The sequence below is a fragment of the Knoellia tibetensis genome (assembly GCF_048606415.1).
Taxonomy (GTDB): Bacteria; Actinomycetota; Actinomycetes; order Actinomycetales; family Dermatophilaceae; genus Knoellia; species Knoellia tibetensis.
This window is the reverse complement of the sequence record NZ_JBMBWF010000001.1, coordinates 2,037,572-2,051,311: the sequence shown is the minus strand read 5'-3', so window position 1 is coordinate 2,051,311 and position 13,740 is coordinate 2,037,572. Positions and strand designations below refer to the sequence as shown.

Sequence of the window (13,740 nt, the reverse complement as noted above, 5' to 3'; positions counted from 1 at the left end):
ACACAACCGGGTTAGGTCCCCACACGTCGGGTCGCGACCGGCGATGTCGTCGCCCGCGTCGGCGTCATGAGGCGCGGTCAGCCGAGCGAGACGACCATCTTGCCGGTGTTCTCGCCGCGCATGAGCCCGAGGAAGGCGTCGACGCCGTTCTCGATGCCCTCGACCCGCGTCTCGGCGTAGGTGAGCTCGCCGGAGGCCAGCCAGCCGCCGACCTCCTCGACGAACTGCGGCTGGAGCGCGGCGTGGTCGCCCACGAGCATCCCCTGCAGGCGGAGCCGCTTGCCGATGACGAGCGCGAGGTTGCGGGGAGCCGGGGTCGGCTCGGTGGCGTTGTACTGCGCGATCATCCCGCAGATGACGGCGCGGCCACGGACGTTGAGCGACGAGATCGCGGCCTCGAGGTGCTCGCCGCCGACGTTGTCGAAGTAGACGTCGATGCCGTCGGGAGCGGCTTGGCGCAGCTGCTCGGCGACCGGGCCGTTCTTGTAGTTGAAGGCGGCGTCGAAGCCGTACTCCTCGACGAGCAGGCGGACCTTCTCGTCGGAGCCGGCCGAGCCGATGACGCGGGACGCGCCCTTGAGCTTCGCGATCTGGCCGACCTGGCTGCCGACGGCACCGGCCGCTCCCGAGACGAAGACCGCGTCGCCGGACGTGAAGGATGCGACCTCGAGCAGACCCGCGTATGCCGTGAGCCCGGTCATGCCGAGGACGCCGAGGTAGGCGGAGAGCGGGGCCCGCGAGGGGTCGACCGTGACGACGGCGGCGCCGTCGACCTCGGCGTACTCGCGCCAGCCGAGCCCGTGCAGGACGTGGTCGCCGACGGCGATGCCCTCGGCGGCGGACACGACGACCTCGCCCACGGCGCCACCCTCCATCGGGCGGTCGAGCTGGAAGGGCGGGGTGTAGGACTTCACGGCGTTCATCCGGCCCCGCATGTAGGGGTCGACCGAGAAGTGGAGGTTGCGCACGAGCACCTTGCCTTCGGCGGGAGCGCTGACCGGCGCCTCGCGCAGGGCGAAGTCGTCGGTCGTCGGCCACCCCTGGGGGCGGGCGACGAGGTGCCACTCACGGCTGGACGTGGGAAGTGCTGCGGTCATGGGTGGAGGCTCTCCTCGGGTGGGACAAAACTTCAGTACGTGAAACACCATGCTCCGAGATATTTCAGGTTGTCAAATACTTGGCTATCGTTAGGGCATGGCCACCTCTCGCACCGACCCGCTCACCTCCGAGGTCGTCGACCTCATCGGGTCCGTGGTGGCGCGCTACCACGCGGAGTACGACCGGGCCGCGGCCGCGCACTCGCTCACCGGAGCCCAGGCACGGCTGCTGGCACTGCTCGCGCTCGAGCCGCTTCCCATGCGCAGAATCGCCCGGACCCTGCGCTGCGAGCCCTCCAACGTCACCGGCATCGTCGACCGGCTCGAGGCCCGCGGGCTCGTCGAGCGTCGCCCTGACCCCGCGGACCGCCGGGTCAAGGTCGCTGCGGCGACCCCCGAGGGCACTCGCACCGCGCGGCGGCTGCGGGCGTCGCTCGGGTTCGCCAAGGAGCCGCTCGCCGAGCTCTCCCAGGCCGAGCGGACGACCCTGCGCGACCTCCTGCAGAGGATGGTCGGCGACCCCGACGGCTCCTGACCTCCCGGGGCGCCGCGATTCCCTACACTCCCTGCCATGGGGGAGAACGTGACGGCTGGGCGAGGCGTGCTCGGGCGCGCCCGCGGCTTCGTCAAGGGCAGGCCGGCGAGCCAGAAGGTGGGTGGCGGCGTCGCCGCCGCGCTGCTCGCGAGTGCTCCGTTCGGCGGGCTCGCCGGGGTGCCCGAGCCCGGGCCCGCGCCGATCGCCAAGGGCAAGGCCGTCATGGTCGGGCCCTACGAGGTCGTCGTCGACCAGGTCGTCGAGCTGCCCGACCTCAAGCCGGCGGTCTCCCCCGATCCCTCCGAGCGGGTCATCGTCGTCGACATGAAGGTGACGCTGACGGGTGACCGCCCGGAGTATGCCGTCACGCTGACGAAGAACGTCTCGGTCGCCGGTGGCGGGGTCAAGGTCGTCGACGGTCCGGACCTCTACTTCGTCGAGGACGCGACGCGGATGTCGAACATCAACCCTGGCCTCACCTACCGGCTCGCGCTCACCTACACGACCTCGGGCCCGTGGCAGGGGGACTCGCTCACGCTGAGCACCAACCTCGTGGAGTTCCGCGAGGAGGACAAGCAGACCCTCGACCCGGACGCCTGGGTCGCCCGCGACGAGATCGAGTCGCGCGGGACCTTCCCCCTCGTGAGGCGCTCATGAGGCGCAGCATCGCCCTGGCCGCCTTCGTCCTCGCGGCCATGGGTATCGGCCGGCTCATCACCGACCACGTGCCTATGGGCGACGTCGCCGACAAGCCCTTCACGCACGCCGGCACCGTCGGCGCGAAGGTCGCCCTCGACTACGCCGACGTCACGGTCACCGCCGTCCACGTCACGCCGACGATCATGGGCAACCCGGCCTCGGCCGCCGGCGGCCGCTTCCTCGTCGTCGACACCGAGCTCGTCGCCACTCGCGAGCCGGTCTTCATGGCCGGCTTCTTCCTCGTCGACGGTCGTGACCACCGCTGGATCGCCTCGACGCGCGGCAGCGAGTGCGTGACGAGCGCCGAGCTGTCGACCGGCGTCAAGCACTACGCGAGCATCTGCTTCGACGTGCCCAAGCGCGCCCTCTCGGGCGCGCGGCTCGTCGCCACCCGAGGGATGTGGACCTCGCACGAGTCCGAGTTCCGCCGCGACGACCTCGCCGAGGTCGACCTCGGCATCGATGCCTCAGAGGTCGACGAGCTCTGGGCAGGCACCGACCCGGTCAACGTCAAGGAGAGCGGACCCGTGCCGCCTGCGGAGGCCCGACGATGAGCGCCACGGAGACGACGACGCCGCCCACCCGCGCCGACCGCCCCCGCCGGCCCAGCCGCTGGTGGATGGCGGCCGTGCCCGTCGCCATCGTCGCGATGCTCGCCGCGAACGGCTACCGCGTCCCGGTCTTCTGGTGGCAGTCCGGCCAGCACCACGAGATCGCCTCCGGCGACCGTGACGAATGGGTGCGGGTCACCGAGGACTACACCGACGCCCTCGGCGACACGACCCGCACCTACGAGGTGCGCCTCGCAGGGCTGGGAGGTGCCGACACGGCATACGAGGACCGGGGCGGGGACGAGTTCACGCTCGCCGACGGCATGGTCGCGCGCACGGTCGACCTCGACTTCCGCGCGGAGCCGGACCAGACCCTCAAGAACTGTGCGGTGACGCTCGTCGACGACCGGGGCAGGCAGTACAGGGTCGGCCACGTCCAAGACGGCATCGGGCCCACGGTGACCAACTGCGTTCCCGAGGAGACGCCGGGACCCAGCGTCGCGATCTTCGAGACCGAACGTCGTGGAGCGCTTCCCCCCAAGGAGCTGCCACGGCCGCGGGAGTGGTCGACGTCGCCGACGGTCGCCGCACCAAAGGACGCCCGGTTCGTCGAGGTGCGGATCTCCTTCGAGAACCCCGACTACGTCACGCTCCGGCTGCCGGACTGACCTCGTGCGGGGCCGCCGGCTGGGGGGCGTCAGCGGTCGGACGCAGCTTCGGCCCGAGCAGCCAGTCGATGGCGGCGGCGAGCAGGGCGGCGGCGAGAACCATGGTGATCGCGAGGCCGACGGCCTTCTCCATGGGCGAGATCGCGAGCCAGGTGTCGGTCTGCAGCGGGCCGATGACGAGACGGAGCAGCTGCCCGACGAGCCACGGGATGCGGATGACGAGGAGGAAGGCGAGGCAGAAGGTGAGCATCGGCAGCAGTCCCGCGGTCGCCATCATCCGCAGGCCGTTCCAGAACGCCGACCACCGCTCGCGCACGTCGGCGACGAGCCCGCCGCCGACCCTGCGCACCGGCGCCGGGATCCGCTCCCAGCGCGGGTTCGGCTGTGCCGTGGGCGCTTCGGGAGCCGAGAGCTTGTGCCCGAGGACGACGGCGCCGACGGTGAGCCACGCGAGCGGCACGATGACGACCGCGTCGACCGCGCCGAGCAGGCCGAAGAGCCACGTCGTCGCGGTGTCGACCGGGTTCGCCAGCGGGCCGAGTGACGTGACGACCTGGTCGTACTGGTCGAGGACGAGGCGCGACGCCCGGCGCTCCTGCACCCAGGCGATCCCGTCCTCGCGGAAGTCGGCGATCTTCTGCGCGACCTGCGAGGTGTAGTAGACCTCGACGAGCGCACCGGCGAACGCGAGCCAGAGGAAGCGGGTCACGCTCTCGATCCGGCCCAGCGCGTAGCGCACCACCCAGGCGATGACGACGATGGCGAGAACCACCTGCCAGTCGTAGATCGCGAGCCGGCCGGCGAAGTCGATGTCGGGCGGCTCCCCGAGCGTGAACTGGTTGAACTCGTCGTATGCCGCCTCGTTGGTGAAGCGGTAGAGGTCCTCCTTGAGCAGCCCGTAGGAGACGTAGACCGCGAGGAAGGGCACGAGCACGCTCACCGCGACGTCGACGAGCCGCATCTCGCGCTTCTCGGTCGGCGCCTGACGGGCCTCGCGGCGGGACAGCTCGGCGACGTTGGGGAGGGCACCGCGCGTCATCCAGAGCATCGCGATCATCGCGAGCAGGAAGCCGAGCGGTGCGAGGACGAGGATGAGCTGGGCGACGAAGGCGTTGTGGTCGCTCACCTCGACGGCGACCCAGAGCGCACCGCTGCGCAGCGCCAGCCCGAGGCAGGCGATGACGACGAAGGGCGCCCAGTAGACGCGGAGCACCCGCCAGGCGGACACGAGCACCGCCGGGATGTCGCGCACCCTCATCTCGTCGTTCATCGCCCATCCCCCGAATGTCGTCGCCCGTGCGGCCGCCCCACGGACGTCGCGTGACGCCGTCCTGGCGCCGTCCTGACGCCCCGGAGCATATCCAGTCAGGACGCCGAGTCGACCTCGTCCGCGTCGAGGAACGCGCGCACGGCGTCGAGGAACTCCCGCGGCCGGGCCGCGTGGACCTCGTGCCCGACGTCGATGGTGACCGTGGTGGCGCGAGGCACGACTGCGACGAGGTCGTCGACCCACTCCTGCGGCACGAAGCTGGTGGGGCCCCCGCCCACCGCGAGGACCGGGGCGGCGATACCGGCCAGCACCTTCGGCCAGTCGGCCGCCGGGGTGTCGACCTCGGGTCGCACCTGCTCGACGACGGCCCAGTCGAACGCGAGGTCACCGTCGGGACGGACGGGGGCGGCCGGCATACGGGGGCGCAGGAGACCGACGTCCTCGAGGACGAGACGTCGCACGAGGGGTGAACGGGCGGCGACCCGGCAGGCGACGAGACCGCCGAGCGAGTGCCCGACGACGTCGCTCTCCTCCCCCATCGAGGCAAGCAGCGCGAGGACGTCGGCGGTCATGAGCTCGACCGAGTAGGTGCCCGGCCGGTCCGACCCTCCGTGCCCACGCAGGTCGACGGCACGGACGGTCCGGTCGCGGGAGAGGTCGGCCGCCACCTCGGACCAGTTCTCGGCGGTGAGACCGGTGCCGGGCAGGAGGACGACCGGTGGGTGGGCCGGGCTCACGGCGTCCCACACGAGCACGGAGAGGTCGACGCCGGCGGCGTGTCGGGTCTCCCTCCTCATGCCGCCAGTCTGCCCGCGATGCCACCCCCTGCAAGGGCGCGACGGAAAGTTACGGAACAGAGCCATCCTCGCGGTAGTTATTGACGGAGCCTCCGGAGCCGTGTAGACCTCATCGACAACCGCGCCTTCGCGTGGGGCGCGGGGGCGATCCTCCGCGTAGGCCCGAGGATCGAGGACCGAAGATGTTCCACACGAACCAAGGCGGCCGGGGGCTCCGAACCGTGCTCTCCGGACTGCTCGTCACCCTGCTCGCCTGTGCCGTGGCGCTCGTCAGCGGCACCGGCGCCCAGGCGGAGACCAAGGACGAGAAGACCCTCACGGTCGCAGTGAGCCAGGAGGTCGACTCGCTCAGCCCCTTCCTCGCCGTGCGCCGGATCACGACCGCACTCGGCCGGCTCTCCTACGACTTCCTCACGAACTACGACCCCAAGACCGGCAAGACGATCCCGGCCCTCGCCGAGTCGTGGACGACGTCCGAGGACGGGCTCACGTGGACCTACAAGATCCGTGAGACGAAGTGGACCGACGGCCGGCCCGTCACCGCCGAGGACGCCCGCTGGACCTTCGACACGATGATGAAGGACGAGGCCGCGGCGACCGCGAACGGCAACTTCGTCGAGAACTTCGAGAGCGTCAGCGCCCCCGACCCGCGCACCCTCGAGGTCAAGCTCAAGGCACCGCAGGCGACGATGCTCGCGCTCGACGTGCCGATCCTGCCCAAGCACAAGTGGGAGGGCGTGGGCGACTACTCGAAGTTCAACAACGACACGGAGTTCCCGATCGTCGGCAGTGGCCCCTGGGTCGTCAGCGCCTACGAGGTGAACCAGTCGATCACCCTCACCCCCAACAAGGACTTCTGGCGGGGCGCCCCCAAGTTCGACAAGCTCGTCTTCCGCTACATCGACGACAGCGATGCGCAGGTCGAGGCGCTCAAGGCCGGCGAGGTCGACTTCGTCTCTGGTCTCACGCCGGCGCAGGCCAAGGCGCTCGAGTCCGCCGACAACATCACCGTCAACAAGGCCAAGGGCAAGCGCTTCCAGGCGATCACCCTCAACCCCGGCGCGAAGCTCCAGGACGGCACCGCCTTCGGTGACGGCAACAAGGCGCTGCAGGACCCGGTCGTGCGTGAGGCGCTCGTGCGCACCATCGACCGCGAGGCGATCTACAAGACCGCCTACGGCGGCTTCGGCGAGGCCAACGGCGGCTACATCCCCTCTCGCTACAAGGACTACCACTGGGAGCCCGAGGGCGACGCCGTCATCGGCTTCGACACCGCGAAGGCGGCTTCGCTTCTCGAGGGCGCCGGCTACGTCAAGGGCTCGGACGGCATCCGCGCCAAGGGCGGCACCAAGCTCTCGTTCCGCTTCAACGTGCACGCCGACAACCCGCAGTACGTCCAGGCCGCCGAGATGATGCGCGAGTGGGCCAAGGAGGCCGGCATCGACCTCAAGGTCGAGCCCGTGTCCGAGGTTGGCGCCCTGCTCGACGCGGGCACCTACGACATCCTCACGACCGGCTGGAGCGTCAACCCCGACCCCGACTACATCCTGGGCATCAACCGGTGCTCGGGCCTGCCCGCCAAGGTCGGCGGCCCCTACCTGTCCGACGCGTACTACTGCAACCCTGAGTACGACAAGCTGTATGCCGCGCAGCTGGCCGAGCTCGACCAGCCCAGGCGGGCCGAGATCGTCAAGCAGATGCAGGAGATGCTCTACAAGGACAACATCTTCGTCGTCTGGGGCTACGCCGACCAGCTCGAGGCCTTCCGCTCCGACACCATCGCCTCGATGCAGCCGCAGCCCGACCCGGGCGGCAACTACGACAGCCAGGACGGCTACTGGAGCTGGTGGTCGGCGACGCCCGTCGGCGGGGAGGACAAGGCCGCCGGTGAGTCCGGTGGCACCGGCTCGGGCCTCATGCTCGGTGGCGGTGCGGTCGTCCTCGCCGCCCTCGCGGCCGGCGCCGTCTTCCTGCGTCGTCGCGGTGGGACCACCGCCGACGACCGTGAGTGACGGATGACCGAGCTCCCACCCAGTGACGCGGTCCCGCACCTCGACGAGGTGCGGGACCGTGGGGGCGCCGCCGGCGGCGTCGGCGTCGTCGGCACCGCCGACCGACGCGGGCGCGACGACGACCGCCTGCGCCGCAACGCGGCATACCTCGGCAAGCGGTTGCTCGGTGCGGCCGTCTCGCTCGTGGCCGTGATCTTCACGAGCTTCTTCCTCTTCCGGATCATCCCCGGCGACCCGGTGCGCGTCATGACGCACGGCCGCCCCGTGACGATCGAGCAGAAGGAGGCGCTCGCTCGCGAGTTCGGGCTCGACAAGCCGATGCTCGAGCAGTTCGTCAGCTACCTGCTCGGGGTGCTGCGCTTCGACTTCGGGGAGTCCTTCCAGTACAACCGGCCGGTCCTGTCGATGGTCGGTGAGCGGCTCGGCCCGACGCTGCTGCTCGTCGGCGCCAGCCTCGCCGTCTCGGCCGCGCTCGGGCTGTGGCTCGGCGTGCAGGGCGCGTGGAAGCACGGCAGCACCGCCGACCGCGTCAACACCGGTGTCGCGCTGACGCTCTGGTCGGTGCCCAGCTTCTGGCTCGGGCTCATCCTCATCGTCGTCTTCGCCTCGGGGCTGGGCTGGTTCCCGACCTCGGGCATGAAGACACCCGGCGTGACCGGGTTCGAGGCCGTGCTCGACGTGGCGCACCACATGGTGCTGCCGCTCGTGACCCTCGTCGCCGTCGTCTATGCGCAGTACCTCCTCGTCATGCGGTCCTCGCTGCTCGACGAGATGGGCTCGGACTACCTCACGACGGCGCGAGCCAAGGGCCTGCGCGACACCGAGGTCAAGCGCCAGCACGCCGTCCCCAACGCGCTGCTGCCGACGACGACGCTCGTCTTCATCAACATCGGGTTCGTGCTCTTCGGAGCCGTGCTCGTCGAGACGGTCTTCTCGTGGCCCGGGCTCGGCAAGCTCTTCTACGAGGGCCTGAGCGTGCCCGACCTGCCGCTCGTGCAGGGGCTGTTCGTCATCTTCTCGGGGGCGGTCATCCTCATGAACCTGGTCTCCGACCTCATCTACCCGCTCATCGACCCCCGGGTGCGTCCATGACCTCCGCCGCCTCCCCCGCGAACGCGTCTCCCCGCCAGCTCACCTGGGCTCGCCGCCGCCGTGCGGTGGGCACCTTCTGGGGCTCCTACCGGCAGAACCGCGCCGGGCTCTTCGGCCTCGTCGTGCTCGCCGCCTTCGTCCTCTCGGCGCTCCTCGTGCCGTGGCTCGTCGGCGAGGATGCGCTGAGCGTCACCCGCCCGCCCGGCGAGCCCCTGCAACCGCCGAGCGGTGAGTTCCTGCTCGGCACCGACCGCTCGGGTCGCTCGGTCCTCGACCTCATCCTCTGGGGCTCGCGCGTCTCGCTCACCGTCGGCTTCGCCGCGACCTTCATCTCGATCGCCCTCGGCTCGCTCATCGGCATCCTCGCCGGGCACTTCTCGGGCTGGCTGTCAGGGCTGCTGCTGCGCATCACCGACTGGTTCCTCGTCATGCCGACGCTCGTGCTCGCCGTGGCACTCGCCGCCGTCCTCGGCCGCAGCCTGTCGACGATCGTCATCGCCATAGGTGTGACGTCGTGGCCGACGACGGCCCGGCTCGTGCGCGCGCAGACCCTCGCGGTCGAGGCGCGTCCCTACATCGAGCGCGCCCGCGCGCTCGGCGGTGGCCACTGGCACGTCATGACCCGCCACGTTCTGCCCAACGTCATGCCGATCGTGCTCGCCCAGACGACGCTCATGGTCGCCGGCGCGATCCTCACCGAGTCGACCGTCGCCTTCCTCGGCCTCGGCGACCCGACCGTCCCGTCGTGGGGCAGCACCATCCAGGCCGCCCGCGACACGGGCGCGGTGAGCTCGGGCATGTGGTGGTACATCCTCCCGCCCGGCATCGCGATCGCCCTCGTCGCGCTCGCCTTCACCCTCTGCGGACGCGCCATCGAGGGCGTCCTCAACCCCCGACTGAGGTCCCGCTGATGACGACGCCACTGCTCGAGCTCGACGGCCTCACCGTCGGCTACCGCACCCGCGACGGGGTGGTCAACGCCGTCCGCGGTGTCGACCTCACCCTCGCCCGCGGCGAGAAGCTCGGCGTCGCCGGTGAGTCCGGGTCGGGCAAGTCGACCCTGGCGCTCGCCCTCCTGCGCCTGCTGCCGCCGTCGGCCTCGGTCACCGGACGGGTCCTCCTCGACGGCGAGGACGTCCTCGAGATGGGCTGGGGCCGGCTGCGCGCCGTGCGCTGGGCCGGAGCGTCGATCATCTTCCAGGGCGCGATGCACTCTCTCAACCCGGTGCAGACGATCGGCGACCAGATCACCGAGCCGATCCTGCGCCACCGGAAGGTCGGTCGCGACGCCGCCGACGCCCGGGTGCGCGAGCTCCTCGGTCAGGTCGGGATGCTGCCCGACCGCGCCCGCTCCTACCCGCACGAGCTCTCCGGTGGCCAGCGCCAGCGGGTCATGATCGCCATGGCGCTCGCGTGCGAGCCGGACCTCGTCATCGCCGACGAGCCGACGACGGCCCTCGACGTCATGGTGCAGGCGCAGATCCTCACCCTCATCGACGACCTCGTCGCGAGCCGCGGCATCAGCCTGCTCATGATCAGCCACGACCTCTCGGTCCTCTCCGACGTCTGCGACCGCCTCGCGGTGATGTATGCCGGCCGCGTCGTCGAGGTCGGTCCCGCCGGCGAGGTCTTCCGGCGGGCCCGCCACCCCTACGGCGGCGCGCTCGCGTCGGCGTTCCCGACCGTGGGCGACCCGGCCTCGCGGATGCGGCCGCAGGGACTGCCCGGCGACCCGCCCGACCCCCAGGCGCTGCCGAGCGGCTGCTCGTTCCACCCGCGCTGCCCGGTGCGGCTCGAGCACTGCGACTCGGTCGACCCCGTGCTCTGGCCCGCGGGCGGGTCGGGTGCGGCAGCTGCGGCAGGTGCGGCAGGTGCGGCAGCGGCGGCAGGCGCGGCACACGAGGCCGCCTGCGTACGGGTCCTGCCGGACGACGGCCGGTCCCTGGTCGCCTCCCCTGCCGGTGCCGACCGGGCCGGCGTCGACCCGACCAGCGCCGTGGAGGCCACCCGATGACCGACGCCCTGACCGCCGGCGAGATTGCGCCGACCACCACCGACACCACCACCGGCACCGCGACCCCGCTGCTCAGCGCCCACGAACTGCACGTCACCTTCCCCGGCCGTCGCGGCGGCGGGTCGGCTCGCGCCGTCGACGGCGTCAACCTCGACGTCGCACCGGGCGAGATCGTCGCGCTCGTCGGAGAGTCCGGCTGCGGCAAGACGACGCTCGCCCGCACCCTGCTCGGCTTGCAGAAGCCGACGTCGGGCACGGTGTCCTACCGCGGCACGCCCTTGGGCTATGGCTCCAAGGCGCTCAAGGCCTACCGCCGCGAGGCCCAGCTCGTCCTGCAGGACCCGAGCGGGTCGCTCAACCCGCGGCACACGGTCTACGACGCCGTCGCCGAGGGGCTGCGCATCCACGGCGAGGTCGCCGACGAGCGCGAGCGTGTGGCCGACGCCCTGTCCCGCGCGGGGATGCGACCGCCCGAGCGCTACTTCCTGCGCTACCCGCACGAGCTGTCGGGCGGGCAGCGGCAGCGGGTCGTCATCGCCGGTGCGCTCGTCCTCGACCCGACGCTGCTCGTCGCCGACGAGCCGGTCGCCTCGCTCGACGCCTCGGTGCGCGGCGAGATCCTCGCCCTGCTGCTCCGGTTGCGCGAGGAGCTCGGGCTCGCCGCGCTCGTCGTCACCCACGACCTCGGGCTCGCGTGGAACATCGCGGACCGGGTGGCCGTGATGTATCTCGGGCGGATCATCGAGACCGGCCCGGTCGAGAAGATCCTCACCGCCCCCGAACACCCCTACACCCAGGCCCTGCTCTCGGTGCTGCCCGAGGGCGGGGAGCCGGTCGTCCTCAGCGGCGAGCCACCGGACCCGTCCCGGGTGCCCGGCGGGTGCCGCTTCCACGTGCGCTGCCAGAGCCTCGCGTCGGGCGAGGCCGAGGCCGCCGGCGTGGCCGACCTCTGCCGGACGAAGGACCTGCCGGTGCTCGACGGGCGCGGCACCCAGGCCGCCTGCCACCTCGCGCAGGCCCGGCTGCTCGCGCCCTCAGGCGAGGGCGGGAACGTCCAGCACCAGCGTTGACGCGTCGGCGTCGAGCGTCGCCGGGATGCCGAGCGGGACGGTGATCGTGCTCGGGCAGTGACCGAAGCCGAGGTCCGCCAGCACCGGGACCCCGAGGTCGCCGAGCCGGTCCTGGAGCAGCTCGGTGACCGGCTCGCAGTCCTGCCACGAGCCCAGCACGACACCGGCGACGCCGTCGAGCCACCCCGAACGGCGCAGGTGCGTGAGGTAGCCGTCGATGCGGTACGCCTTCTCGTCGACGTCCTCGAGGAGGAGCAGACCACCGGAGGCGGACGGCATACCGGTCGCGGTGCCGAGCTCACCGGCGAGGAGGCTGAGGCACCCGCCGAGGGTGACCCCCTCCGCACGACCGCCCACGACCGGACGCGCCCACTCGGAGGTGAGGGTCTGCACCGACTCCGGCTCGAAGAGCGTGCGGCGCAGGTGCTCCGCGCTCGCGACATCGTTGAGGAAGACCTCGGTCGCCGACATCGGTCCGTGCAGCGTCACGAGGCCGAGGTGGGTCGTCACGGCCGAGTGCAGCGCGGTGATGTCGCTGTAGCCGACGAGCACCTTGGGCCCGGCCGTGCGCAGCGCCTCCCAGTCGACGCGGTCGACCATGCGCTGGACGCCGTAGCCACCACGGGCGCACACGACCGCCGCGACGTCGGGGTCGCACCACGCCGCCTCGAAGTCTGCGGCCCGGACGTCGTCGTCACCGGCGAGGTAGGAGAACCGCGGCGACCGCTCGCCCGCGCTGGAGGCGACCGTGACGTCGAGCCCCCAGCTCCGCAGGAGCTCGGCCCCGCTCTCGATCCGGTCCCGGGGGGCCGGTCCGCTCGGCGAGACGATGACGACGCGGTCCCCCTCGGTGAGCCGTCGCGGACGCTGCAGGGGCTTCACGCTGGACGCAGTCACCGCGCCATTCGACCACGCCACGCGGGACGGGGCGCCGAGGGACGCGCGTGGACGCCGGGCCGCGTCGAGGCACGGCCGGCGGGGTAGGTGAGGAGGAGACCACCTGTCGACGAAGGACGAAACGATGCTGCTCGAGACCGACACGACCCTCCTCGACCCGGGGTGGCGTGAGGCGGTGCACGACGTCGGCGGTGTGCTCCTGCACGTCGTCGAGGCCGGGAAGCCCGGCGACCCGGTCGTGGTCCTGCTGCACGGCTTCCCCGAGTTCTGGTGGGGATGGCGTCACCAGATGACGGCCCTCGCCGAGACGGGTCGCCACGTCGTCGTCCCGGACCTGCGTGGCTACAACCTCAGCGAGGCACCTGACGACGGCGTCGCCAGCTATCACCTCGACGTACTCGTGCAGGACGTCGTCGGACTGGTGGACGGGTTGGTCGGCGCGCCCGGCGATGCGCAGGTGGATCTCGTCGGGCACGACTGGGGCGCCATGATCGGCTGGCGGATCGCCGCGCAGCACCCCGAGCGACTGCGGCGGTTCGTCGCCATGGCGGGGCCGCACCCCGACCTCCTGCTCCGCTCGGCGCTGAGCTCACCGCTCCAGCCATTCCGGAGCGCGTATGCCGGTCTCTTCCAGCTCCCGTGGCTCCCGGAGTCGGTCCTGCGGGCGGCGGGGTTCACCGCGCTCCGCAGGGCCCTGCGGTCGACCTCGGAGCCCGGGACGTTCACGGACGCCGACCTCGACCGTTATGCCGAGGCCTGGGCGCGGCCGGGCTCCCTCACGGCGATGCTCGACTACTACCGCGCGCTGCGGCTGCCGCGGCCGGCGCTCGCCGCCGTCCGCGTGACCTGCCCGACGCTCGTGCTCTGGGGCGAGAACGACGCCTTCCTCGACACCCGGGTCGGCGAGGCCGCCCTCGCCCAGTGCACGGATGCCAGGCTCGTGGTGCTCGACGGTGCGACGCACTGGCTGCACCACGAGCAGCCCGAGCGGGTCAACGACGAGGTGCTCGGGTTCCTCGACGGCGGCGGCTGAGCGGT

14 protein-coding genes are annotated in these 13,740 nt (G+C 71.7%); 10 read left to right on the top strand and 4 right to left on the bottom strand.

Annotated features, from left to right (window positions below; genetic code table 11):
* Window positions 1–77 precede the first annotated feature (77 nt).
* On the bottom strand, window positions 78–1,097 hold the full coding sequence (locus tag ACOJV7_RS09470; protein ID WP_420189891.1) for an NADP-dependent oxidoreductase: 1,020 nt from the start codon (window positions 1,095–1,097) through the stop codon (window positions 78–80).
* A 97-nt stretch (window positions 1,098–1,194) separates the two neighbouring features.
* On the opposite strand from ACOJV7_RS09470, the gene ACOJV7_RS09465 reads away from it, so the two are divergent.
* Genes ACOJV7_RS09465 through ACOJV7_RS09450 form a run of 4 tightly spaced genes read left to right on the top strand, consistent with a single transcriptional unit; the run spans window position 1,195 to window position 3,550 of the window.
* Window positions 1,195–1,632: a MarR family winged helix-turn-helix transcriptional regulator gene (locus ACOJV7_RS09465; protein ID WP_420189890.1), complete on the top strand. Its 438-nt coding sequence runs from the start codon at window positions 1,195–1,197 to the stop codon at window positions 1,630–1,632.
* Between the two features lie 36 nt (window positions 1,633–1,668).
* Entirely contained in the window at window positions 1,669–2,289 is a 621-nt protein-coding gene (locus ACOJV7_RS09460; protein ID WP_420189889.1) for a hypothetical protein, read from the top strand.
* On the top strand, window positions 2,286–2,885 hold the full coding sequence (locus tag ACOJV7_RS09455; RefSeq protein ID WP_420189888.1) for a hypothetical protein: 600 nt from the start codon (window positions 2,286–2,288) through the stop codon (window positions 2,883–2,885). Before ACOJV7_RS09460 ends, ACOJV7_RS09455 begins: the two co-directional genes overlap by 4 nt.
* Window positions 2,882–3,550, top strand: coding sequence for a hypothetical protein (locus ACOJV7_RS09450; protein ID WP_420189887.1), 669 nt, complete (start codon window positions 2,882–2,884; stop codon window positions 3,548–3,550). Before ACOJV7_RS09455 ends, ACOJV7_RS09450 begins: the two co-directional genes overlap by 4 nt.
* On the opposite strand, the gene ACOJV7_RS09445 is transcribed toward ACOJV7_RS09450, so the two are convergent.
* Both ACOJV7_RS09445 and ACOJV7_RS09440 read right to left on the bottom strand, forming a co-directional pair.
* On the bottom strand, window positions 3,528–4,820 hold the full coding sequence (locus ACOJV7_RS09445) for a hypothetical protein (RefSeq protein ID WP_420189886.1): 1,293 nt from the start codon (window positions 4,818–4,820) through the stop codon (window positions 3,528–3,530). The two genes, ACOJV7_RS09450 and ACOJV7_RS09445, sit on opposite strands and share 23 nt — an antisense overlap.
* Window positions 4,821–4,915: 95 nt before the next feature.
* Window positions 4,916–5,617: an alpha/beta fold hydrolase gene (locus ACOJV7_RS09440; protein WP_420189885.1), complete on the bottom strand. Its 702-nt coding sequence runs from the start codon at window positions 5,615–5,617 to the stop codon at window positions 4,916–4,918.
* Window positions 5,618–5,799: 182 nt separating this feature from the next.
* Here ACOJV7_RS09440 and ACOJV7_RS09435 point away from each other — a divergent pair, with 182 nt between their 5' ends.
* Genes ACOJV7_RS09435 through ACOJV7_RS09415 form a run of 5 tightly spaced genes read left to right on the top strand, consistent with a single transcriptional unit; the run spans window position 5,800 to window position 11,805 of the window.
* Window positions 5,800–7,629: an ABC transporter substrate-binding protein gene (locus ACOJV7_RS09435; RefSeq protein ID WP_420189884.1), complete on the top strand. Its 1,830-nt coding sequence runs from the start codon at window positions 5,800–5,802 to the stop codon at window positions 7,627–7,629.
* Between the two features lie 3 nt (window positions 7,630–7,632).
* Window positions 7,633–8,721 (top strand): ABC transporter permease, encoded by a 1,089-nt coding sequence (locus ACOJV7_RS09430; RefSeq protein WP_420189883.1) that lies wholly within the window; start codon window positions 7,633–7,635, stop codon window positions 8,719–8,721.
* Window positions 8,718–9,632, top strand: coding sequence for an ABC transporter permease (locus tag ACOJV7_RS09425; RefSeq protein WP_420189882.1), 915 nt, complete (start codon window positions 8,718–8,720; stop codon window positions 9,630–9,632). The genes ACOJV7_RS09430 and ACOJV7_RS09425 overlap by 4 nt, the downstream gene beginning before the upstream one ends.
* Window positions 9,632–10,735 (top strand): ABC transporter ATP-binding protein, encoded by a 1,104-nt coding sequence (locus tag ACOJV7_RS09420; protein WP_420189881.1) that lies wholly within the window; start codon window positions 9,632–9,634, stop codon window positions 10,733–10,735. Before ACOJV7_RS09425 ends, ACOJV7_RS09420 begins: the two co-directional genes overlap by 1 nt.
* Window positions 10,732–11,805: an ABC transporter ATP-binding protein gene (locus ACOJV7_RS09415; protein WP_420189880.1), complete on the top strand. Its 1,074-nt coding sequence runs from the start codon at window positions 10,732–10,734 to the stop codon at window positions 11,803–11,805. Before ACOJV7_RS09420 ends, ACOJV7_RS09415 begins: the two co-directional genes overlap by 4 nt.
* On the opposite strand, the gene ACOJV7_RS09410 is transcribed toward ACOJV7_RS09415, so the two are convergent.
* Complete coding sequence (locus ACOJV7_RS09410; protein WP_420189879.1) at window positions 11,770–12,702, bottom strand: S66 peptidase family protein; 933 nt, start codon at window positions 12,700–12,702, stop codon at window positions 11,770–11,772. The two genes, ACOJV7_RS09415 and ACOJV7_RS09410, sit on opposite strands and share 36 nt — an antisense overlap.
* 124 nt (window positions 12,703–12,826) lie before the next feature.
* Between ACOJV7_RS09410 and ACOJV7_RS09405 the strand changes: the two genes are divergently transcribed.
* A complete protein-coding gene (locus tag ACOJV7_RS09405) occupies window positions 12,827–13,735 on the top strand; it encodes an alpha/beta fold hydrolase (protein WP_420189878.1) in 909 nt (302 codons plus the stop codon).
* Window positions 13,736–13,740: the final 5 nt, after the last annotated feature.